The sequence below is a fragment of the Bartonella sp. AP150HLJHH genome, assembly GCF_042196385.1.
In the GTDB taxonomy this organism is placed as follows: Bacteria; Pseudomonadota; Alphaproteobacteria; order Rhizobiales; family Rhizobiaceae; genus Bartonella.
This window is the reverse complement of the sequence record NZ_JBHIQC010000001.1, coordinates 1-23,388: the sequence shown is the minus strand read 5'-3', so window position 1 is coordinate 23,388 and position 23,388 is coordinate 1. Positions and strand designations below refer to the sequence as shown.

Sequence of the window (23,388 nt, the reverse complement as noted above, 5' to 3'; positions counted from 1 at the left end):
ATATTAGCCTTTATACTAGATGAAGGCGAAAGTATTGCGTATATGAATTGGAGTAATCTCTGAAATGGGAACCAATCTAATGAAGCAAGGATATAAAATTATAAAGGCAAAAATGAGTGCTCATCTTTCCTATTATTTTTAAATTTGACTTTATGTTTTTCAAAAGCGTTTATGACAATGTTTTTTAAGAGTGTCGCGTAAATCTTTTGTGGATGGTATAAAGTTCATTGTATGCCTATGATCTTTAATTTAACAAAGGCGCAAGTTGGTAGATTTTATTCTCTTTATCAGTTTTCAAGATTCTAAAAATTTTTGTTACTTGAGATGGAAGAGGTATTTTTTTAGTTTTTTTGCCGTAGCAGAAAAAGAAAACCTCCTAACACACCAGCAGCTAAAATAAACCACGTGATTGCATAAACGAGATGATTATTTCGAAAATGGATAATCGTAAGACCAACGACGGGAAGTTTTGCTTGTGGAGATGTTTTTCTGGCATCAATGAAATAAGGGGCAACAGTGGACAAACCAAGTTTTTGTGCCATAGCGGGGAGATCGCGCGTATACCATAAATTTTTGTCAGGATTATTTTTACGCGGGAAAAATCCATTTTTTTCACTCATGCGTAATAAACCTATAATCGTTGTTTGTTCTGTGTCCGTGGTAGAATTTTGCTGAGATAAGGCATTTGTATGCGATTGCTCTGTGTTTTGAAAATTGTTACGTTCATCCATAGGGATAAAGCCACGGTTGATAAAGATCAGTATATTATCAGCAGTTTGTAAGGGAGTCAAAACCCAATAGCCTGTAGTATTTTGAGCGGCAGCAGTGACTAAAATATTTTTATCTGTTAAAAATTTTCCTGTGATAATAACAGGTTGATATTCATATTTTTCAAAAGTAACATCTGACCATTGATTTTTTGGAGGGGCTTTTATGGGGGGTAAATGAATGCGCTGATTGGTACTGGTGATAAGATTTGTTTTCCAGTTTAACCGTTGTACTTGCCATATACCTAATGCACTGAAGAGAAGAAAAAAACAAATACATAAAGTTCCAAATAAAAAAGAAGAAAAACGGCAAGAATTTCCCTGAAGCTTTGTCATGGGGGGGTCTTTTTTGCTCATGATTTGTGCTTCCTTTCGGGACAATAGGCTTTTATTCTAACATGGTATATATTAAAAGAAACATTTTGTACGCTTTTTGGCAGAATTTGCACGCCTTATTGAGGAAAAAGATGAAAAATGAGCCAACAAGAGATGAAAAAGGTTTTATAAAAGACTTGACCTTTTGTTGTCGACCCCCTATTAGAAAGAAACTTCCCAATGATGCCCGTTCAAGGTTGCATTGCGCGTGTTTTGCGTTCATTGTGTCCTTTGGGTATGGGGATTTGAAAGTTTCTTAGAGTTTAAGGGTGAAGTTTATGTCTCGTGCATGTGAATTGACAGGGAAGACGGTTCTGTATGGTAATAATGTTAGCCATGCGAATAATAAGACTCGGCGTCGTTTTTTACCAAATCTTTGCAATGTGACATTGATTTCAGAGGTGTTACAGCAAAGTTATCGCTTGCGTATTTCAGCAAATGCATTGCGTTCTGTTGAGCACCGCGGTGGTCTTGATGGTTTTTTGATTAAAGCAGACGATAAAGAGTTGTCGCAACGTGCGCGTTTGCTAAAACGCCAAATCATTAAGAAAAAAGCTGAGCAAGAAGGTGAGCAAAAGGCTGAACAGGCAGCATAATTGTTAGCGCCATTCTTTTTGGTTTATTAACGCTTTGATTTCGGTTTTCTGTTCTAGAAGTTAAGTTTTTTGCAGGTTGATCGTTTCATTTTATTGGTTCCATATCCCAGGTTAAAAAAAATGTCTTCAAGCGGTCTTTTATTAGAACAGCAAAAGAAAAGGTATGTTGTTTTTTCTATTTTTGCAATGTGCCTTGCTGTCACGGCTTCTAATATTTTAGTTCAATATCCTGTCTATTGGTTTGATTTGAATGAGCTGTTGACTTACGGGGCTTTTACCTATCCATTTGCTTTTCTAATCAATGATTTGACCAATCGTTTTTATGGTCCATCTGCTGCGCGGCGTGTGGTTTATGCTGGTTTTTTTACGGGTGTCTTTGTTTCTTGGATATTGGCGACACCACGGCTTGCACTTGCTTCTAGTTTTGCATTTTTATTTGGGCAACTCCTTGATATTGTGGTTTTTACTCCTTTGCGACGTAAAACATGGTGGAAAGCACCTTTAGCAGCAGCGTTGGTTGGTTCAGCTTTGGATACAGTGCTGTTTTTTGCTCTTGCTTTTTCTAGCTCGTTTGCTGTTTTTGATAAGATAACAGGGTATGCAGATAGTTCACTGGTGGAGAGTACTGTTTTGGGAGGGATAGGCATGCCAGTTTGGCTATCGCTTGCTTTTGGTGATTTTTCGGTAAAAATTATTATGAGTCTGTTGATGTTGATTCCTTATGGGACAATTCTTAACATCGTAAAGCTTCCTCTTTATCAATGTCATTCAAAAGATGATTCCTCTTTTGTTTGTCACAAATAAGGATTTTTGTCTTTTTGTTTTCCTGAAGCCAAGAAAATTGTACGCTATGCTTGGTGTGACACGTTAGTTATAATGGATACTTTATCATTTACCAACTTAAGTAAGAACTCCAACACAAAACGCTTTTTTATTTCAAAATTCTCTTGTGAGGAAAAGATAAAGTCATTTGTTTGAGAAGGGGCTAAATATGCTTTTTACAAATGATTCAATGTGACAGAAATTGCAACTGATGTTTATTGATAGATTGATTTAAAATGATAACTTATATTTTTCATTTGAGTGAAAGAGCCCAATATCATAAAATTTTACGCGTTTTAAATACTCTTATATTGAGTTAATAAAAATCATTTGCTTGCCTATGTTATAAGAGGAATTGGCGTGCGGACAACGTCATTTGAGAAAGAAATACTTCTTATGAAGAGCTTTAATGCAATAAAAGTGCAATATTAGGCGCTGAAAGTATATTGATTTATCTTAAAAACATTGGAAACTTGAAAGTAGGATTCTGCTTTTGGCTTGTAGCTTGTAAAGTAAAGGATAATTCTGGATTTTGCATTATGCCATATATGGGCGCTGTCGTGAAATAAGCTTGGAAGCAAGGAAGAATGTTTCTTTAAAGTAGGAGTGCGGATAAGATATATAATGGTGTGTTCTTTTTCGTGAATGAAGTAATATTTTTTTCGTGTTTTTCTTATATTTTATGTGAGTAAAGATTTTTTCTTTTATCCATGAGATGGGAGCTTATGTTGATAGATCACCCGTGGTGAGTACTGTTTTGGGAAGGTTAGGGAACAGGTTGGCTTTCGCTTGCTTTAGCGATTTTTGCCGAAAAATTGCTATGAATCCATTTATGCCGATTCTTTTATAAAATAATTCTTAGTGTTTAAAATATCCTCTTTGGATGATTCTTCTTTTGCGTATAATAAATACAGCTTTTATCTTTTTGTGTTACTGAAGGTGAAAGTCTAGGCATTATATTTTCTGTGAGAGCAGCATTTTAGAGCTATGTCTAGAGGAGATACTTTTCTATATACGTGTATTTGAATATTTAAATATAATAAAATAACACAAGATCGAGACAAAAATGGGTGATTATTCAGTCTTTTAATTTGAAGGGTACTCTGGGATATGGTCGTAAATGGAAAGTTCTAAGCAAAACTTTATCAGTCGCAATATAACCAGAAAGTAAAAACAAACTCATTACAATTTTTGAAGATGGTTGGAGCATTTCTTTTAGAATTCATAATGCATCCAGTAAAGTAGAAGCTTCTTTAAAGTTCGATATTCAATTTGTGGGATTATCTTCTCAGGTTGTTAGCCATCAAATTCCGATGGTTTAATGATAGAGATAATTTTTTAAAATGTAATCGTTGCTGATTCAAGGCAGGTTTATTTCTTATGAATATGAGTTCTTTTATCACTAAAAAGTATTTCTAATTGTTTTGTTATGGCGTCGGCAAGTTCTTCAGCATTCATAATTGTTACAGCACGTTGATAATAACGTGTGACGTCATGACCAATTCCAATGGCAATGAGTTCGATAGGGGAGTGTGTTTGGATTTCTTGAATCACTGCGCGTAAGTGTTTTTCTAAATAATTGCTGGAGTTGACCGATAGTGTCGAATCGTCAACAGGAGCGCCATCAGAAATGACCATGAGGATACGACGTTGTTCACGCCGTGATAAAAGGCGTTGATGAGCCCAAATTAAAGCTTCTCCGTCGATATTTTCTTTTAATAATCCTTCTTGCATCATTAAACCTAAATTGCGTCGTGCGCGACGCCATGGGGTATCAGCACTTTTATAGATGATATGGCATAAATCATTGAGGCGTCCAGGATTATGGAGTTTGTTTTGGGTAAGCCATTGTTCGCGCGATTTTCCCCCTTTCCAAGTTTTGGTGGTAAAACCTAAAATTTCAACTTTGACACCACAACGCTCAAGAGTCTGTGCCAAAATATCAGCACAACTTGCAGCAACGCTAATGGGGCGTCCGCGCATTGAGCCTGAATTATCAATGAGAAGTGAAACAACTGTATCCCGAAATTGGGTGTTGCTTTCCATTTTAAAAGAAAGAGGTTGCATGGGGTCAATAATTAGACGTGGAAGCCGTGTTGTATCAAGATATCCTTCTTCAAGGTCAAAGTTCCAGTTGCGATTTTGTTGCGCCATCAAGCGGCGCTGGAGACGGTTTGCTAAACGTCCAACGATGTTTTGGAGATGATTGATTTGCTTATCAAGATAACGGCGTAAGTGATCTAACTCGTTTTCAGAACAAAAATCTGTTGCTTCCAAAATTTCATCAAATTGACGGGTGAAGATTTTATAATTGCCAAGTCTTTCCATTTGTTCCGAATCAGAAAAAAGGTGTTTGGGTTTGCTCGGCTTTTCTTGCCAAGGTCCATTTTTTTGTTCGCCGTCAGCTTGATCATTGTTGTTTGATTGTGTCGCTTGTGTTTTTCCATCATCTTGCACATCACTTTCTTGTTTAGTGCTGGTTTTTTCTTCACTTTGAGCGCGTTTTTTGTTTTTACTTTCTTCTTCTGCTTGGTCTTGAGGTTCACATTCGTTTTTTAATTTTTTATTATTTTCACTATTAGAAGCTTCATCTTGTTGCACTGTCATTTTGAGTGTAACAAGCATTTGGCAAACGATCTGCGCAAAAGCCTTTTGGTTGTAAATATGATGTGGGAGTTCATTGAGTTGTGATGCTGCTTTTTGTTCGAGTTCTTTACGCCACAATTCTAAGACAGAACCCGCTTCTCTTGGAGCTGCGCGCTTTGTTATTTTTTCACGCAATAAAAGTGCAATCGCTTCTTGGATGGGGGCTTCACTTTGGTTGCTAATTTTATGATAATGGGCTCTTTTGTATTTATCGGCGAGCATGACATCAAGATTTTTTGCAAGTCCCTCCATGGCTAAAGTACCAATTGCTTCAACACGTGTTTGTTCGAGGACTTCAAAGATAGCACGCGCTTCTGATTCTAGTGGAGCAAATTGCATGTGAATGCGGTTGTCATGCCATGCTTTGCGCAGAGCCATGGAATCACCTAATCCGCGGGTAATGGTGATGTCTTTATTCGTTGCGTATTGAGGTAATTCTGGTAAACGCGCACAACTTTCGCTTAAAGATGGTCGATTATGACTAAAGGAAACTTCAAGGTTGTTTGTGCCTGCAATTGCACGCATACAGGTGGAAAGTGCTTTTTTAAAAGCTTCAGTATTAAGAGTGTTGTTTGAAGAGTCTTTTGCCGGATTTTTGTTGTCGCCAATATCGGTAGCCATGAGTGATAGATTCCTTAAGGCGAAACACCATGAATGAGTGATTCGGGAAGCTCTTGTCCAAAGGCGCGTTGATAAAATTCTGCAACAGTGGCACGTTCGAGTTCATCACATTTATTGAGAAAGGTTAATCGGAAGGCAAAGCCGACATCTTGAAAAATTGTTGTATTTTCTGCCCAAGTAATGACGGTACGTGGACTCATGACAGTTGAAAGATCTCCATTGATAAAAGATTGGCGTACCATATCAGCAACATGAACCATTTGTGAAATTGTCTTTTTTCCCTCAGCCGTTTGAAAAGATTTGACCTTTGAACAAATGATATTAACCTCTTTATCATGGGGTAAATAATTGAGTATCGTAACAATAGACCAGCGGTCCATTTGAGCTTGATTGATCTGTTGGGTACCATGATAGAGACCGGTTGTATCACCAAGACCAATGGTGTTTGCTGTTGCAAAAAGACGAAATGCTGGGTGTGGAGAGATGACACGGCTTTGATCAAGTAAGCTTAGTTTTCCAGAGGTTTCAAGAACGCGTTGGATGACAAACATAACATCGGGACGCCCCGCATCATATTCGTCGAAAACAAGAGCAATATTATTTTGATAAGCCCATGGCAAAATGCCCTCTTTAAATTCAGTGATTTGTAAGCCATCTTTTAAAACGATAGCATCTTTTCCTACAAGATCGATACGACTTACATGACTATCGAGATTAATGCGAAGACAAGGCCAGTTAAGACGTGCAGCAACTTGTTCAATATGCGTTGATTTCCCTGTACCGTGATAGCCAGAAACCATTACACGGCGGTTAAAGGTAAAACCTGCGAGAATCGCTAAAGTTGTTTGCTGATCAAAAAGATAATCAGGATCGATATCAGGAACATGGGGACTTTTTGTGCTAAAAGCAGGGACTTTCAGATCTGTTTCAATATGAAATAGATCGCGAGCACAAAGTGTAATATCGGGCAAATTTTCAACGGTAAGATTTGTCATTATGTTTCTGGAAGGGAGAGGACGCTATTTATTCATTAGAAACGATACAAGAGTTAAAGTATTTATGCAATGCTCTATAATGAGAGCCTTAGATATTGAAGAAAGATTTTTTTACGTATTCTATAATGTTTTGCAAAAAAAGTAACATTTTGCGCAAATAATGATGGTCTAAATGAAAATAGACTCATATAAGCGCATGTTTTCAGCACAAACCAGACTTTTTTAGCAAATTGTAAGCATGTAAAACATCACGAAAGCGCTCTTCTGAAGCACGATTACCACCATTGGAATCAGGATGGTGCTTTTTTACCAACTCTTTATATTTCATTTTGATGTCTTCTGCTGAAGCGTTTGCCTGTAGTCCCAGTGTATCAAAAGCTTTTGCTTCTAAGGGCTTTAATTTTCGTGAGAACTTATTGTTTGAATGCTGCCCAGTAAAAAGCGTGAAGGGATCGCGCATGCGATTTTGATAGGCAGCTGTTCCAGAGCGAATCTTTGCATAATTCGCGGCTGTTTTTTTCGATGTACCATTGCTCAGATCTGTAGGCCATGTCGGACGATGTCCTGTGAGAGCATCCTTTTGAAATTTTGCGATATCTTTATTGCTAAGACCAGAGAAGTAATTAAAATTTTTATTGTAGGCGCGTACGTGTTCAATACAAAAATATAAATATTGTCCTTCGTGATTTCGACCTGCTGGTGCTTTATGGGACCCTGTTTTTTCACAACCTTCCCACTGACACTGTTGTGCTTCTGGCTCAGCTTTTTGTTTTTTATTTGAGCTTATGCGAATTGAATCGAATAATTTAGATGTTATTGTCATATTATTGGTTTATGCAAAATTGATTAATTTTACAAGAATTGACTTTTGAAAAATTTGTTTTCACACTTATTCTATTATGAAAAAGGTTATTTTTGCACGTTCATTTTGTTTGAGGAATGAAAAATGTTTATAGAAACAATAATTCAGAGAAAGCTTCAGGATGCTTTTCATCCGCAAAAGCTTGAAGTGATTAACGAAAGTCATCTTCATGAGGGGCATCCTCATAATGAACATGCTTTTGATGGTAAAGGAGAAACACATTTTCGAGTGAAAATTTTATCTTCTTCTTTTTCTAATATGACACGCGTAGAAATACATCGAGCGATTTATAAAGTTTTACAAGAAGAGTTAGCTACTTGTGTTCATGCTTTGGCACTTGAGGTTGAAACACTCTAATTTTTTGATGAGACGTTTTTAGGAACGGGGATGGGCCTTTTGATAGATTTTTAACAAATGGTCTGTATCGACGTGGGTATAGATTTGTGTGGTGGAAAGACTAGCGTGCCCAAGAAGTTCTTGAATCGTGCGCAAATCTCCCCCCCGTGATAAAAGATGGGTGGCAAAAGAATGGCGCAGTGTATGAGGCGTTGCAGTTTCTGGTAAACCAAGGCTTGTTCGTAAGTTGCGTACAGTTTTCTGAATAATGGCGGGCTGTAGGGGACCGCCTCGCGCCCCACGAAATATGGGTTGGTTATCCAATAAAGGATATGGGCAACATTTGAGATAATTTTGTACAGCTTCGTAAACAATTTTGATGAGAGGAACAAGGCGTGTTTTGCCGCCTTTTCCTGTTATAAATAAACTTGTTTTTTCAGGATCAGAAAATTGTTCTGGTGTGAGGCTTAAGGCTTCTGATATTCGCATTCCACAGCCATAAAGAAGCATGAGGACAGCAGCATTACGCGCGGTAATCCAAGGTTCATTTTCCAGTTGATTTTCTTGTTTGACTATGTGAAGTGCTGATTTTATCGCTAAAGGTTTTGGGAGCAATTTGGGGTGTTTGGGGCTTCGGATAAGTTGAGCTGCGGGAACATTGACGATTCCTTCACGTGATAAGTATTTGAAAAAAGAACGGATGCCTGCTACTCCGCGGCTTAAAGAACGAGCACTTACATTATTTGTTCGCCGATAAGCAAGATAAGCACGCAAGTCACTAACGCGTAAATGAGCAAGATCTGTAAGAGTTGGTGTATGGCTTAAGTGTTGACAGAGAAAAGACAAAAATTGCCGCGTATCACGTTCATAGGCTTGCACTGTTTGTGCTGACATACGACGTGTTTGGGTAAGACACTCTAACCAATTTTTCCTTGCGTTTAAAATTGCATGGTCTGCTGGAATGAGAGGAATGTTTTCATCTTTTCTCTTGTCGTTTTTGATGGGCATTATCTAGTTGAGAGTTTCTTTCTTTTTAGATTTTTCATCGTTAGAATGACCATTCTTGTTTTGGGGTTGCTCTTCACGATTGATAAGTTGCTTTTCACCTTTGAGAGAGAGTATTTTCACAAGATTGTGTGTTGACATCAAATGCGCAAAAATTAATCCTAAAAAGCCATTTTTATGAAGTTTGGCAAGTTGGCTTGCTGATAATTTATTCAATTTTTCTTCATCAACAACCCAAAAATGTTCCAATTGCGCTGAGAGACCTTTATCGTTTTTCACATTGATGGATTTTTGGCTTAGGAGATCCATTTCTACAAGAGCATCAATAAACTCAGAGGTTTTCTCCATAGCGATTTTAAAACTTTCAAGAAAGCGAATACGTTCTTCCATAAAAGGAGAAATAGAGCCATCGGAATTAAAAAGTTCTGTTCCTGCAACTTCATTAAACATACCGGACTGTTGATCAAAGCAGACAGAAAGTTCTTTTTCATTGCTAATTTGTGCCAAAACAAAAGGATAGCGACGGACAAAAGCTGGAACATAAGTATTGTTTTTCCAACTTTTATCAGAAGCGATATAGTCATTTTCGTCATTAGAAAGACCGACAAGAGCTGCGGATGTGTAGTGCCGTTTTTTTTGTTCATCTTCAGCGCACATAAATAAAATAGGATAGTCTAGCGCTGCTTGAAAATATTCAGTACTTGCTAAAGGAACCCAATGAGTATCCTTGGCAAAAGACATATCACTTGGAGGAGCAAATTTTAGATTTTTATGGGAAATTTTGTTGATTGGTGTGATATCTTTGTAAAATAGCATAATATTTGCCATAAGACTTTCTCCTTTATTAATTTGTTTTTGTTACCAAGAAAGGTCTTTTAGAAGATTGTCTCATATGGCAACAAGATTGAATAGAAAACTATAAGATTGAAGGGTTCATTTTTGAGAGATAATATTTTTGCATGAAGTATAATAAAGAAAAGCTTAAAAATAAAGTCTATCTTGCCATTATTGGTATGCCTCATGGTATAAAGGGAGATGTTTTTGTTAAAATTCTAAGTGCTGAGCCACAGCGTTTCAAGTTTTACAGCACTCTTTATGATGATATGGGGCGTTCTTATGAAATTGTAACTCTTCGCATACAAAAAAATAAGGCGATTGTACGTTTTAAAGGGGTAGAAAATCGTAATGCGGCTGAGTCTTTAAAAGGTATTCGCCTTTATGTGACGCGTGATCAATTAATTGATGATTTGATGGAGGATGAGTTTTATCAAGTCGATTTAATAGGCTTGTGTGTCCAAGATTGTGGGGGGAAAATCTTAGGTGAAGTGTGTGGTTTTTTTAATTTCGGGGCTGGTGATTTGCTTGAAATACGTTTGAATACAGGTAAAAGAGTTCTTATTCCCTTTAGTAAGGCGGCGGTACCAGAAATTTGTATGGATTCTGGTTTTCTTGTTGTTGATCCCATGGCCGCTGGTTTAATTGATGGGGGAGACAATGATAAAAAGGAAATAGCTTGAATCTAAAAATAAAGATGAAGGTAAAAAACAACAGATGAATTTCGTCAATAAAAAGTGGAATGTGTGAAAATATTAAAAATGCTCTTTTGAGCAGATATTGTAAGCACTTTATCTCGAAATAGTCCTGAATTTTTAGAGTCTTTTTTAGTGCAAGTATTTAGAAGGATCGTATTGAATATGGCGCAGATCAAGAAGACTTAGATTAACGCTATAGCGTTAAAAGTCTTGTTTGTGCTATTTTTGCTATTAAGAGTCTGTTTAAGAAAATAAGGATAAGAAATAAAATGAAATTTCAGGCGCGCGTTTTAACCCTTTATCCTGAAATGTTTCCTGGTTTTTTAGGGTATTCTTTAGCAGGGCAAGCTTTAGAGCGTGGAATTTGGTCACTGGAGACGGTACAGATTAGGGATTTTGCTTTAGACAAACACCATAGCGTTGATGATAAACCTGCTGGTGGGGGAGCTGGTATGGTAATGCGGGCGGATGTATTGGCGGCTGCTCTTGATTGCTGTCCACAGGATTCGCCAAGATTGTTGATGAGTCCACGTGGACGCCCTTTTGACCAAGCTTACGCGCATAGCTTGGCTCGTGATACGGGTGTAACGTTAGTTTGTGGACGTTTTGAAGGGGTTGATGAGCGAGTCATAGAAGCACGAGAATTAGAAGAAGTTTCTATTGGTGATTATATTCTTTCAGGGGGTGAAACAGCTGCATTGGTTATCTTAGATGCTATTATACGTCTTCTGCCTGGAGTGATGGGGAATGCAGCTTCTGCAAGGTGTGAAAGTTTTGAAAATGACTTGCTGGAACATCCGCAATATACCCGCCCTTCTCTTTTCGAAGGGCGGGGTATTCCGCCTGTATTGCTCTCAGGTCATCACAAAGCGATCGCAGATTGGCGTCAAAGCCAAGCCGAATTGTTAACACGTCAACGTCGCCCTGATCTTTATGCACGTTATAATAAAAATCATCAGAAAACTTGATTCATATGATAAGGTGGTGTATTGCATGGCTCTCTTTTTAGAGAGTTTTTTATAAAAGGTTTTCTGTAGTTCCAAAATTAAAATGAAGGAATGGTGTATTCGCTCCTGTGTAAGACATAGCCTAAAGAGCTCCTTATTCTTAATAAAGGCTTTTTTGGTAAGAGTTGAGCGCTCTGACTGTTCGATAAAGAACATGAAGGATAAAAGAAATGAATATTATCGCACAGCTTGAAGCTGAACAATGTGCAAAAATTGAAGAAAAGCGCCAATTTCCAGCATTTCAGCCAGGAGATACAGTCCGTGTTATGGTGCGTGTGACAGAAGGTACACGGACGCGTGTTCAGGCTTATGAAGGTGTCTGTATTGCGCGTTCAGGTGGTGGGTTGAATGAGACCTTTACAGTACGCAAGATTTCTTATGGTGAAGGGGTGGAGAGGGTATTTCCTGTTTATTCTCCTTTGATTGAAGGTGTTGAGCTGGTGCGCCGTGGTAAAGTGCGCCGTGCAAAACTCTATTATCTACGTGGCTTGAGAGGTAAAGCTGCACGTATCGCTGAAAAGAGAGATTATCGGAAAAAAGCTGAAAAGGTTGTTGAGAAAGTAGAAGCAGCATCTGTCAGCACAGATGTTGAAAAGCAAGTTTCTGAGTAAAGATTATATCGGCTAAACTTTATGCAAAAGCGGCTTTTATGCCGCTTATTTGTGTCTTTCTTGATTCGTTTTGCCTTTTAAAAGGCTTGGAGTGGACATAAAAATGTTCAATCTATCAATTTTTCCTCTTTTTATTCTTAATTATGGGTGCAGTTTAAGAGACTATTGCATATATCGTGAATACTCAAAAGGATAAGTTTAATCTGAAAAAATGTCTGTTTATATTTGGAAACGATTTTAGACCTTTGACGTGAAGATAAAAGTGTATTAGATTAAGGCGAGTTTTGCGGATCATATCCAGGGAGTAATCGGTTTTTTATGCGTGACCTTTAATCCGTTATTTGAGACAACCGACCTGTAATATCGGTATCTTGAGATGCCAAACAAGTAAAAACGAGAGAGTATGTTTAGTCGTTTTGCGCGACTTTCTCGTTCATTGCGGTTGCAAAAACCAGGTCAGGATATTTTATGATAAACCAGGTCAGGATATTTTATGATAGAGACAACTAGGATAAAAGAGCGCCCTCGTTCCCCTCATATAAGTATTTATCGTTGGACAATTACTATGGCCATGTCCATTGCACACCGAATTACGGGTATGGCGCTTTATGTTGGAACGGTTTTTCTTGCTGTTTGGTTAATTGCTATTGCGTGTGGCGAGGAGACATTTAAAACAGTTTACGAAATTTATAGTTCTTGGTTTGGATTGTGTATTTTGTTTCTTTATACTTTGGCAGGGGTTCATCACATGGTTGGTGGTGTTCGCCACATTGTTTGGGATCTGAAGCCTTGCCTTTTGGCAAAAGAAAAGGCAACAGTCACTGCTTGGGCGACAGTGTTTATTTCTCTTATTGTTACTTTTGCGATTTGGATTATTGGATATACCGTTGTTTAGCTGGGGGTGAAAAGAGACATGAAAAAAGATTTTCGAACGGAACTTGGAAAAGTACGGGGGCGTGGCAGTGCTCATGAAGGAACAGAGCATTTTTGGCTAGAACGTTTGACGGGGTTTATCAATCTACCACTTTTGATATTTTTTATTGTTCTTATTCTTTCGCTTGTGGGCAAGGATTATAGTATTGTGCGTGCAAGACTTGCACATCCTATTGTTGCTATTTTGATGGGATTGATGACTTTTTCGGTCCTTTATCATATGAAACTTGGTATGCAGGTGGTGATTGAAGATTATATTCCACGTGAAGGTTTTCGGATATTCTTTTTGACGTTAAATATTTTATTTTGTTTTCTCATAGGTGGTATCATTATTTTTTCTCTTTTGAAAATTGCATTAGGGGGTTAAACAAGTATGGCGGGTACAGGATCATCTCTGGGTGCTAAAGCAGGTAACGCCCCTTATCGCACTGTGGATCATAAATTTGATGTTGTTGTTGTTGGGGCAGGTGGTGCAGGATTACGTGCGACACTGGGTATGGCAGAACAAGGATTAAAGACAGCTTGTATTACGAAGGTTTTTCCAACGCGCTCACATACGGTTGCAGCACAAGGGGGAATTGCTGCATCGCTTTCAAATATGGGACCTGACAATTGGCAGTGGCATTTATATGATACCGTGAAAGGTTCTGATTGGTTGGGCGATACCGATGCAATGGAATATTTGGTGCGTAATGCTCCTGCTGCTGTGTATGAATTAGAACATTATGGCGTTCCTTTTTCGCGAACGCAAGAAGGCAAAATTTATCAGCGTCCTTTTGGTGGACATACGACACAATTTGGTGAAGGTCCACCTGTTCAGCGTACTTGCGCAGCAGCTGACCGTACAGGCCATGCCATTTTGCATACGCTTTATGGACAAAGCTTAAAGCATAATGCGCAATTTTTTATTGAATATTTTGCACTCGATCTCATCATGACGGATGGGGTTTGTACGGGGGTTGTGGCATGGAATCTCGATGATGGTACAATACATCGTTTTTCTGCCAAAATGGTTGTTCTTGCAACCGGTGGTTATGGACGCGCTTATTTTTCTGCGACATCGGCGCATACCTGTACGGGTGATGGTGGTGGAATGATCGCACGTGCTGGATTGCCACTTCAGGATATGGAGTTTGTGCAATTCCATCCGACAGGGATTTACGGTTCTGGCTGCTTAATTACAGAAGGAGCTCGTGGTGAAGGAGGCTATTTAATCAATTCTGAAGGTGAACGCTTTATGGAGCGCTATGCACCTTCCTTTAAGGATTTGGCTTCACGTGATTTGGTTTCACGTTGTATCACACTTGAAATTCGTGAAGGACGTGGCGTTGGACCTAAGAAGGACCATATTCATTTGGTTCTCAATCATATTGATCCTGCAATCTTGCATGAGCGGTTACCAGGGATTTCAGAATCAGCACGGATATTTGCAGGGGTGGATGTAACAAAAGAGCCTATCCCCATCTTGCCAACGGTTCATTATAATATGGGTGGGATTCCTACCAATTACTACGGGGAAGTTCTCAATCCAACGGCTGATTCGCCTGATCGTATTCAACCAGGGCTGATGGCGGTAGGAGAAGCAGGATGTGCTTCTGTTCATGGTGCTAACCGCTTGGGGTCAAATTCATTAATTGATCTTGTGGTGTTTGGTCGTGCTGCTGCCATTCGCGCGGGTGAAGTTATTGATCGGAATGCAGAAATTCCACCCATCAATGAAGAAGCTGTTGACGAAATTATAGCGCGTTTTGATCGTTTACGTTTTGCACAAGGGGCAATACCAACAGCTGTATTGCGTGAAAAAATGCAACGCACGATGCAAGAAGACGCAGCAGTCTTCCGTACAGAAGATTCTTTGAAACAGGGATGTCAACGGATGAATAAAATCTGGGGGGAATTGTCGGATCTCAAAGTCACAGATCGTTCTCTGATATGGAATTCTGATTTGGTTGAAACATTAGAGCTTGAAAATCTTATGGCGAATGCAATCATGACTGTTCATTCTGCCGAAGCACGTTCAGAAAGCCGTGGTGCTCACGCTCGTGAAGATTATCCAGAGCGTGATGATAAAAACTGGCGTAAACATACGATTTCACATTTGTCAAAAGAGGGTAAGGTGACATTATCATATCGACCTGTCCATGTGGACCCGTTAACATCTGAAGCTGATGGTGGGATCGATTTAAAGCGCATTGCACCTAAAAAACGGGTTTATTAAGGGGAGAATAAAATATGGTACAAATTAAGCTTCCCAAAAATTCTCAAGTAAAACCGGGAAAGGTTTGGCCTAAACCTGAAGGCGCTACAAAGCTGACGGAATTTCACGTGTATCGTTGGTCGCCTGATGATGAGGAAAATCCTCATTTAGATACTTATTATGTGGATCGTTCTGCTTGTGGTCCTATGATTCTTGATGGGCTTTTGTTTATTAAAAACCATATTGATCCAACTTTGACACTTCGTCGATCATGCCGTGAAGGTATCTGTGGTTCATGTGCGATGAATATTGATGGAACCAATACATTAGCTTGTACCAAAGGGATGGATGATGTAAAACATCCCATTAAGGTCTATCCGTTGCCTTCCATGCCGGTTGTTAAAGATTTGGTTCCTGATTTAAAGCGTTTTTATGCACAACACCGAGTCATTGAGCCTTGGTTGCAAACAGTTTCTCCTGAACCTGCAAAAGAATGGTTACAAAGTCACTCCGATCGCCAAAAAATCGATGGCCTTTATGAATGTATTTTGTGTGCGTGTTGTCAGACTTCATGTCCAAGTTATTGGTGGAACGGTGATCGTTATTTGGGGCCCGCTGTTTTGCTTCAAGCTTATCGCTGGATTGCGGATTCACGTGATGAGATGTGTGGTGAACGTCTTGATAATTTAGAAGATCCTTTCCGCCTTTATCGTTGCCATACGATTATGAATTGTGCGCAAACTTGTCCAAAGGGATTAAATCCAGCGAAAGCAATTGCTGAAATTAAAAAACTCATGGTTGAACGCCGCCTCTGAAAATTTACTGATTGATCAAAATAAAGCGCAAGGTGGAAAATTGTATCTCCTTTTAGCAATTAAATCTCTAAAAGAAGATCGGCTGCTTATGGGGGCGCAGTAGCTATAATCATTCTAAAAGTGAAGTAATCCCTAAAAATTTAAGCAATCCTTGTAGAAGCAATCCTTGCAATGGCTGAGCAGAAAACTCATAGTTGAATATTATCTTTGAAAATTGACCGATTAACGAACAGTAAAAAGAAAAATAGAAAATTGTGCGTGTTTTTGTGCCTCTTTGAGGCTTAATATCTAAAAATTTATTGGCTTCTATGAGGCGGTTAGTATAGTTATTATTGCCTTTAAAAGGCATTAGTCTTTCGAGTAAACTATACTTTAAATAGCGTTCTATGTAAAAACAATAAAATCAATATGCCATGTGTTTTTATTTTTATTAAATTCGCATCATAATTTATAATTTGATGCAGATTCAAGTAATCATTTTTTATAAAAAATGATTACTCTGTATAAATAGAGCACAAAAAATAAATGCTGATACAAATATTATAACGCATGTAAATTATCTAAATGAAATACAAAGGAGTGATCATTATGACAATTCGTCATTTTACGACACATTTATTGTAATATCGAAAACATTGCTAATATTCAAGGATTAGGAATTTTTGATAATATCATTATATATATAAAGGTCATATTTTTTGTTTTAAAGATTGGATTGTTAATCGCATTAAAAAGCAAAATTTATAGTTCTTAAAAAATGGAGAACGTAAAATCCCTCTCTATTGTAGAGATAGATATATAGTTAAGGGGGTAGTAATTTAAAAATATTGTAACATCATAGATTTAAATTCACTAAAGAGCAAATAAGACGTTTTTAAAAAATATCAAATTTATAGTTTTTTCTAAAAATTTAGAAAACACTAGTGAGAATTCTAAGAACACATGTTGCGAATGTGGAATAGGGATGTTTATAGGTTCGTTTGAGTTGAATGAATTCAATCATCAAAGAAAACATGTTGTATTTTTATGAGTTTCGTAGGTTTTTATTTTATATGTTTTTATCTATAAAAAATAGAGATTTCTAGGTTTAGGTCTTATTTATAATGTTAGGGGATTTCATTTTTTCTTGTATATATGCTGAAGAAAGTTATTTAAGCGGTAAAAGTGTTTTTTATTTTATTTTTTAGCATAAAGATATTTCTTAACATGAAAGAGAGGTGTCCAAGTATTAACGGTATAATCAGCCATTGTTTTGGTATTTATTCTGTTGTGCTGTAAAACACTATCTTATTTAGGATGTGGTAATTAGAGTGGTTAGAAGGTGAAATCTGCTAGGTGAGGGGGCGGATTGTTTGCAGATCAGTGGCGTGTTAAGAGGCTTCGTCCTTTGAGGTGTGATAGGTGGAGTCTGTTAGCCAATTACGTAAACTAGAGCGAAATCTACGTGGACAGGTTTTTAACCTAACCTCTCTTATATATTGTGATAGGAAATTCACCTTAATAAGGACTACGACCGGTTACAGAAAACAGAAATCATTGCGAAAAAACAAGCGTGCTTGTTTTAAAATTTTTAATATTTGTGATCATAGTGACATGCGAAATCTCCTGTAGTATCACGCAGACCGTTCGTATTTTCGAGCCAAGAGTTGTCCATATATCCTCTTCAATCTGATCTTCACGAATTGATGCAAGAGATGGGTACGAACACCTGTAAGAATAAGCAGACGCAAAGCCAGTTGTATCATTATTGTTGCTTTGCAGAGTGTTTGATAAAAATCTGGAACATTTCTCCAATTCATTGCCGGTTGATTAATGACTTTATGGCGTTGTTTTTCTAAAAGAGCTTTTGCTGTTGCAGCTTTTACTTATCAAATGGGAGTTAAGAGTATTATGTATCTCTGTTGGCGTAATCTTTGAAAGTTGCTATACAGCCGCCTAATTTGAGGAGAATATGAAGCTGTAAAGGTGCAAACCAGTTTCCATTTTTAGCATCATTTTTTAATTCTGCTTTACGACTTTCAAAAGCATCTAGAGTAATGTCTTTTAAATAATAGAGATTACGCATTGCTTCACGCTTTTGTTTCTCTCGTTCTTTAATAAGATCAAAACCCTTATGTAAAACAGAACGCCCCGAGCCAAATACACTTTGCTTGTCAATTTGCAAGCTTGTTTTTAAGAAACCTTTCTTTAAGGTGCCTAAGCTTATTTCACTACAGAGCTCGTGGATGGTATAATGGTAAAGCCCCGATGAATAATATAAAATTTATAGAGCATCTCCATTTTTACACTTCATAAAAGAGCAAGTTGGGCGCCATTAGACACTTTGCAAACTCCCAATGTTGTGACAATTTTTGGCATTTTGGATGGTTTATAAAAGGCATTTTTAGTGCTTTTTTGTACAGTTTCATTCTATACGGCTTTATTTACTTATAATGTGCAAGAGACATGGTTTTGGTTAATAAACAGCTTTGAAATGAGAGAATCCTACGGTACTAAGATCTCTTATCCAACACGCAAAATAATGAACACTCTTTATAAGACAATGTGATGCATCTTAAGAAGAGTGATTGTAGATCTGTTCTTTTAGGAATTTTTGCTTTTTGTGGTGCAGAGAAGAGAGCAGGAATATTCAGAGTAGAGCTTACCTTATGGAATCTATGGATATCGTCTTTAGGAGAGGGACATAAGCCACGTGATATGGTTAGCAAAGCTTGCTTAAGAGAAATTTGGTTGTTTACGAACAATTGGAGGTTAAGAATCTTTCTTCGTCCGAAGAAGACGTCTATATACCACTATACTTTTTATTACCAAATAGAATGTAGTTTATGGATGCTAAATCGAAATGATAATTTATTTCGTATGAGGTTTTCCGTATTTGGAGATTGTTTGGTTAAAAAACATATTTATTAATCACTTGAAAATAGCGCTTAGAATTTTTAAACGATAAGTTTTGGTCTTGATGACGATAATTATTTGTGATGATCGAAAGTACCTATTTTACGAAGCTTTCATTGATAGGCGAATCAAAATTTATTCTTTTCTTTTGTTTAAATATTTATTTTGCAGCTATTTTTTCTTTTTTGCATCAAAGATACTTTTTCAAAAGGTAAATGGAAAGAATGATCAAAGGCAAGAGAATAAAGAGAGCCTTATGTATAATTTGGTTTTCTCGTAGAGTTGTTGTCTATTAACTTTTTTCTTCATGAAGAGTGTAGAAAATCCATCGGAGAAGCAAAGAGAATAGGAAAAGTTAAATAAATAGCCGTAACAATTAGTTACGGCTATTTTTGTTTGCTTCATATTACCGAGAGAGGAAGCTCCCCTTAAGCGATTTTTGATTTAGCAAAAATCGGGTCGTAAAAGACTTCAGAGAGTTTTCTATCTTTAAAGAACAACACTACGTCAACTGTTGTATAGAGAACGATTTTTATCATTTCTAACTCGAGTTGCCGGCCAATTTCTGATCTTTTAATCAAGGTGGCACATCGCTCAAATGTCTGCAAAGCGCTGTTAGCATGCGTTGTTGTAATCGATCCGGGATGACCAGTGTTGAGCGAATTGAGATATTCCCATGCTTCATTGCCTCGCAATTCAGCGAGAAAAATTCTGTCAGGCGACTGACGCATACACGCATCTAGGCATTCTTCAGCTGAAACACGACCTACATTGTTACCATAAATCATATGTACATGATTGGGATGATTGGGTAGAAAAAGCTCATGAACATCTTCAATTGTGATAATACGCTCCTCTACAGGGACCTTTTCAATTAAAGAGCGAGCAAATGTTGTTTTACCAGATCCTGTTTTGCCTGCAATAATAATGTTGCGTTTGTGAAGGACGCATTCTTCCAAAAATTCAAGAATTTTTCCCTCACGTTTACTTTGTAAGAGTTGAACTTCAAATGGTTCCAACCGTGTGAAGTCTTGCCTCGATAACAAGTTATTGGCTTCTTTTGCTGAAGGCTTATTAAAACTTACATCAGAAAAATCGTCAAATGCCCCTTCTTCTTTGAGTTCTTCTAACGTTTTAACTATGAGAGAATGTTTACGAATTACAAAGGAAAGAGCACCATCAACAACAGCTGGTGTTTGTATAATTGTACCACGTTGTCCACCAGGCAAGAGCACATAATTAATACTTCTGGGAGCCATACCGTTATAAACGATAATAGCTGTAATAAGCGTTTGCAAAAAAGTGGTTGTTAACTCTGGTACGCTATGTACTTGCCAACCCTTAAAGCTTTTCGTCCATACTTCACAGGGGCGGCAAATCGATAATTCAGTGATCGTGGGATCTTCTAAAAAACAATCAAGCGGTTGCAGAAGCTGAAAAACTGCTTGATCTTTTTGTATCGGGTTAACGTGTGACGAGACTGTAGACATCGCTGAAATCCAGATCACGAGCAACAAAAATATTTACTCGTTCGCCTTGGTTTTTGTAAAGTGTTGGTGTGATATTGATGGAATTTTGAAGAACATCGATTGCTATAGATTCAGCATTCTGAGCTCCTTTATTTTGTGAGTTATCTTTATTTTCTTTGCTGCTTTTACCAACTTTTCCTCTTACCCATTCTCCTAAATCACCGATAATGCTTACCATAATTGCACTACCAAATCGTTCCCAAAAATGTCTGTCAACCCAGCCACCAATACCCGCTTCACCCAGAGGACCTGTGCCTGGTGAGTCAAGATTGACAACAACACCAGAAGGCGTTTCAATGCGTAACCATTGCACAAACACGCGCGTTTGTCCTTGTTGTATGCCACTTTGGTAAAAACCAACGACTTTAGAACCACGGTCAAGCAAAACAACACGTCCACTCGTGGAATAAATATCGCGTGTTAAATGACACGTCGTCATTCCGGGTTGTGATGTAATGATTTTTGTTTCTAATGTACAATCTATTTGCGTTCCTTGTGTAATCAAAAAGTCACGGTTACGAAGTTGCATCGCATGTGATTGACCTAAACGCACAGGCTGAAGGTTATCAAATAATACGCCATTACCTCTATCATTATTCGATGCTTTATTATTTGTATCTGTAGATCCTTCGCTACCACCGTTGTTAAGGCTAGAACTGAGCATACGTTTGCGTGCTAATTCTTCAGAATCTTGGAGCATATGTGGAGGAATGGCTGTTTGAAGAAGCTTACTCAAGGCCGGTGGAATATCCAAGTTTGAATCTTCTGTTTGTGTTGATTTTTCTGCTTCTTCTACAATCTTTGGCTCTTCTATAATCCGAGGGACATAGTTTGGTATAATTTGCTGTACTATTTGTTGTGGTTTTTCTTCCTCAACCTCCACGGTATTACGCATTTTAAAAGCTTTCCAAGTCAAGGCAATCGGTATCGCTACTATGACAATAAGTCCTACCATTAACAATGCACGGGTACCTGGAATTGTCGGACGACGTTCAGAACCTAGTTCGGATCCTCCATAGGCACCTTCAATGTGTTTTTGCTCGACGTTGTCCAGTTTTGTACCTTTTCCCTCTCCTTCCTTATTGTCAAACATCATTTTCCTCCTTTATTGATACGATAAACCACCGAAGATACTGTCCCTGTTGTGTTTGGTACGCCATTGGGGTCATAGGCTTCATTAAAAACAGCTAGAGCGCGTTTACCAAGCCGTATAAGCCATTTAGGATTGACCTTATGAACGGCGATAATATCATTAGAACTGCCGATAACGGTGCGTGGTATTAAGCTTTCATTACCTTCAGCATCTACGACATAAATCGATGGCATATCCATGTTAGCGGGAAATTTAAAGTAAGTAATACGCCCATTGTCCCAAGCATTTATCGGAGCAATATCTTGGTGACCACTCATGGTATAACTGAGATTATAGCCGTTGACGCTTTGGTGAAAACCACGTTCAATCGCAAGGCGTCGATTGTTTTCTTCTGACTTTTCATCGTTTGAATCGGGATAATGGAAAGCCAATTCATATGTTGATCCCGCACGGTCATTCCGAAATTGTAGTCGGAATTTATAACTCCGTTTGTCGGTTACAACGATGAGATTGGTATTGGCAAGTTCTGCTTTTGGTTTAATAAAAATATGCCGCCCTTTATGAGCAAAGGCATAGGCTTCAGAATCACCAAAGGCATGAGTTATGTACTGTTCACCTTCTTCAAGAATAATATGTGTTGCCACACCAAGAACTGTTTCAATTTGAACCACATCGGCTTCGTTATATGTTATATAGCGAATGCGGTGATCATATTGTGAATTTGATGGACTTTTGAGCGCCTGCACAGGTACCGTATAAAGAGAAGAAAACGAAGACAATAGAACAACGAACGCAAGTTTTTTCATAACAATCAATTCCTTAATCATTCAACAGTATTTCTGGGTCAGAACGGTAACTTGTTACTTGAAAACCAAGGGGGTTAAGCAATCGATCAGATGATTTCATGGGTGCACCAACATAGGTGTAACCAATTGTTGCAATTTGGTGCTGTTTTGGTCCAGTAGCAGCACCGTTGCTGTCAAGTTGCTGAGTCGTAAAACGTACAGTTGCTTGACCGAGTCCATTAGGCTGGATTGATCGTACTTTAACTGTAATACGTGCTTTGTTGGAAAGCACTTTGTCCCGTGCATTTTCTCCATCATAGATTTTATAATATTCTTGTTGAACAGATGCCGCACTTAAAAGTGCTGTTGTGTCATAGTTCAGTTGAATAGTATCGTAGTCGTAAGTTTCGCGGTTAAGCACATATTGATTTAGCCAATATCTATCTACAACTTCACCATAGCTTTCTTCGTGTTCACGCATGATTGAGATAACATCAACTGCACCCGTCGTATTATCAACGCGCAATACTAAGGGAGTTGGAGCTGGTTGAGAAAATCCAACAACTCCACATATCATACCGAATAAGCCAAAAAGACCCACAGTACTCGCAACACGCCATGCCGTTCTGCGCGACCTTATAAATTCATTGATAAGATCACGTTCTAAGCCACGGCTTTCTTCATAATAACTTCTAAGTTGTTCGGCTTTCACTGGTTTTGCTTGTTTTGTTTTCATCTGTCTCCTCGCTTGATTTCGGCAGGGATTGTTTTATTAATAGGCACGCGGTTCCTGTCATTGGGCTGTTTTAGCTTTGGTGCTAATGCACAAGCCGATAAAAGGTTTGCAATCAAAATTATAAGAATGATCGACTTCATTTTAACATGACTCTTTTTAATGTTATACACATTCTGATATTTGTTGTCATTATTATAATTTTGACACTAAAGTAAAGTGTATAGTTTACG

22 protein-coding genes and 1 pseudogene are annotated in these 23,388 nt (G+C 38.0%); 11 read left to right on the top strand and 12 right to left on the bottom strand.

Going from position 1 to position 23,388, the window contains the following annotated elements; genetic code table 11:
- Positions 1-341 precede the first annotated feature (341 nt).
- On the bottom strand, positions 342-1,124 hold the full coding sequence (locus tag ACFING_RS00115) for an SURF1 family protein (protein ID WP_375612234.1): 783 nt from the start codon (positions 1,122-1,124) through the stop codon (positions 342-344).
- Between the two features lie 296 nt (positions 1,125-1,420).
- On the opposite strand from ACFING_RS00115, the gene rpmB reads away from it, so the two are divergent.
- The 3 genes and pseudogenes from rpmB to ACFING_RS00100 form a co-directional block, all read left to right on the top strand.
- Positions 1,421-1,738 (top strand): 50S ribosomal protein L28, encoded by a 318-nt coding sequence (rpmB, locus tag ACFING_RS00110; RefSeq protein ID WP_375612235.1) that lies wholly within the window; start codon positions 1,421-1,423, stop codon positions 1,736-1,738.
- Positions 1,739-1,858: 120 nt separating this feature from the next.
- The gene (locus tag ACFING_RS00105) at positions 1,859-2,542 is read left to right on the top strand and encodes a VUT family protein (RefSeq protein WP_375612236.1); all 684 of its coding nucleotides are present in this window, start codon (positions 1,859-1,861) and stop codon (positions 2,540-2,542) included.
- Positions 2,543-3,735: 1,193 nt separating this feature from the next.
- A pseudogene (locus tag ACFING_RS00100) lies at positions 3,736-3,882 on the top strand (HaeIII family restriction endonuclease); the annotation flags it as partial.
- A gap of 49 nt (positions 3,883-3,931) precedes the next feature.
- Here the strand turns inward: ACFING_RS00100 and cobT are convergent.
- The 3 genes from cobT to ACFING_RS00085 form a co-directional block, all read right to left on the bottom strand.
- Positions 3,932-5,827: a cobaltochelatase subunit CobT gene (cobT, locus tag ACFING_RS00095; protein ID WP_375612718.1), complete on the bottom strand. Its 1,896-nt coding sequence runs from the start codon at positions 5,825-5,827 to the stop codon at positions 3,932-3,934.
- Between the two features lie 14 nt (positions 5,828-5,841).
- Positions 5,842-6,822 (bottom strand): cobaltochelatase subunit CobS, encoded by a 981-nt coding sequence (gene cobS, locus ACFING_RS00090; RefSeq protein ID WP_375612717.1) that lies wholly within the window; start codon positions 6,820-6,822, stop codon positions 5,842-5,844.
- A gap of 202 nt (positions 6,823-7,024) precedes the next feature.
- Entirely contained in the window at positions 7,025-7,645 is a 621-nt protein-coding gene (locus tag ACFING_RS00085) for a J domain-containing protein (protein WP_375612239.1), read from the bottom strand.
- Positions 7,646-7,768: 123 nt separating this feature from the next.
- Between ACFING_RS00085 and ACFING_RS00080 the strand changes: the two genes are divergently transcribed.
- The gene (locus tag ACFING_RS00080) at positions 7,769-8,041 is read left to right on the top strand and encodes a BolA family protein (protein WP_375612716.1); all 273 of its coding nucleotides are present in this window, start codon (positions 7,769-7,771) and stop codon (positions 8,039-8,041) included.
- An 18-nt stretch (positions 8,042-8,059) separates the two neighbouring features.
- On the opposite strand, the gene ACFING_RS00075 is transcribed toward ACFING_RS00080, so the two are convergent.
- A complete protein-coding gene (locus ACFING_RS00075; RefSeq protein ID WP_375620952.1) occupies positions 8,060-9,028 on the bottom strand; it encodes a tyrosine recombinase XerC in 969 nt (322 codons plus the stop codon).
- A 3-nt stretch (positions 9,029-9,031) separates the two neighbouring features.
- Entirely contained in the window at positions 9,032-9,853 is an 822-nt protein-coding gene (locus tag ACFING_RS00070) for a SapC family protein (protein WP_375620953.1), read from the bottom strand.
- A gap of 131 nt (positions 9,854-9,984) precedes the next feature.
- Between ACFING_RS00070 and rimM the strand changes: the two genes are divergently transcribed.
- The 7 genes from rimM to ACFING_RS00035 all read left to right on the top strand — a co-directional run bounded on the left by rimM (position 9,985) and on the right by ACFING_RS00035 (position 16,120).
- Positions 9,985-10,542, top strand: coding sequence for a ribosome maturation factor RimM (gene rimM, locus ACFING_RS00065; protein ID WP_375618306.1), 558 nt, complete (start codon positions 9,985-9,987; stop codon positions 10,540-10,542).
- Between the two features lie 284 nt (positions 10,543-10,826).
- Positions 10,827-11,525: a tRNA (guanosine(37)-N1)-methyltransferase TrmD gene (gene trmD / locus ACFING_RS00060; protein WP_375612244.1), complete on the top strand. Its 699-nt coding sequence runs from the start codon at positions 10,827-10,829 to the stop codon at positions 11,523-11,525.
- A gap of 209 nt (positions 11,526-11,734) precedes the next feature.
- Positions 11,735-12,175, top strand: coding sequence for a 50S ribosomal protein L19 (gene rplS / locus ACFING_RS00055; protein ID WP_375612245.1), 441 nt, complete (start codon positions 11,735-11,737; stop codon positions 12,173-12,175).
- A 493-nt stretch (positions 12,176-12,668) separates the two neighbouring features.
- Entirely contained in the window at positions 12,669-13,070 is a 402-nt protein-coding gene (gene sdhC / locus ACFING_RS00050; RefSeq protein WP_375620954.1) for a succinate dehydrogenase, cytochrome b556 subunit, read from the top strand.
- An 18-nt stretch (positions 13,071-13,088) separates the two neighbouring features.
- Positions 13,089-13,475, top strand: coding sequence for a succinate dehydrogenase, hydrophobic membrane anchor protein (gene sdhD, locus ACFING_RS00045; RefSeq protein ID WP_375612246.1), 387 nt, complete (start codon positions 13,089-13,091; stop codon positions 13,473-13,475).
- A 6-nt stretch (positions 13,476-13,481) separates the two neighbouring features.
- A complete protein-coding gene (sdhA, locus tag ACFING_RS00040) occupies positions 13,482-15,326 on the top strand; it encodes a succinate dehydrogenase flavoprotein subunit (protein WP_375620955.1) in 1,845 nt (614 codons plus the stop codon).
- Between the two features lie 14 nt (positions 15,327-15,340).
- Positions 15,341-16,120 (top strand): succinate dehydrogenase iron-sulfur subunit, encoded by a 780-nt coding sequence (locus tag ACFING_RS00035; protein ID WP_005774220.1) that lies wholly within the window; start codon positions 15,341-15,343, stop codon positions 16,118-16,120.
- Positions 16,121-18,008: 1,888 nt separating this feature from the next.
- On the opposite strand, the gene ACFING_RS00030 is transcribed toward ACFING_RS00035, so the two are convergent.
- The 6 genes from ACFING_RS00030 to ACFING_RS00005 form a co-directional block, all read right to left on the bottom strand.
- Positions 18,009-18,284 carry a hypothetical protein gene (locus tag ACFING_RS00030; RefSeq protein ID WP_375612248.1) on the bottom strand — a complete coding sequence of 92 codons (276 nt, stop codon included), beginning with the start codon at positions 18,282-18,284 and terminating at the stop codon, positions 18,009-18,011.
- A 1,159-nt stretch (positions 18,285-19,443) separates the two neighbouring features.
- Positions 19,444-20,505 carry a P-type DNA transfer ATPase VirB11 gene (gene virB11 / locus ACFING_RS00025; protein WP_375618302.1) on the bottom strand — a complete coding sequence of 354 codons (1,062 nt, stop codon included), beginning with the start codon at positions 20,503-20,505 and terminating at the stop codon, positions 19,444-19,446.
- Positions 20,480-21,637: a type IV secretion system protein VirB10 gene (virB10, locus tag ACFING_RS00020; protein ID WP_375629308.1), complete on the bottom strand. Its 1,158-nt coding sequence runs from the start codon at positions 21,635-21,637 to the stop codon at positions 20,480-20,482. The genes virB11 and virB10 overlap by 26 nt, the downstream gene beginning before the upstream one ends.
- Positions 21,637-22,443: a P-type conjugative transfer protein VirB9 gene (gene virB9, locus ACFING_RS00015; RefSeq protein ID WP_375606008.1), complete on the bottom strand. Its 807-nt coding sequence runs from the start codon at positions 22,441-22,443 to the stop codon at positions 21,637-21,639. The genes virB10 and virB9 overlap by 1 nt, the downstream gene beginning before the upstream one ends.
- 13 nt (positions 22,444-22,456) lie before the next feature.
- Positions 22,457-23,158, bottom strand: a complete 702-nt coding sequence (locus ACFING_RS00010; protein ID WP_375606007.1) for a virB8 family protein — start codon at positions 23,156-23,158, stop codon at positions 22,457-22,459.
- Positions 23,155-23,298: a TrwH protein gene (locus ACFING_RS00005; protein WP_273790050.1), complete on the bottom strand. Its 144-nt coding sequence runs from the start codon at positions 23,296-23,298 to the stop codon at positions 23,155-23,157. The genes ACFING_RS00010 and ACFING_RS00005 overlap by 4 nt, the downstream gene beginning before the upstream one ends.
- Between the last annotated feature and the right edge of the window lie 90 nt (positions 23,299-23,388).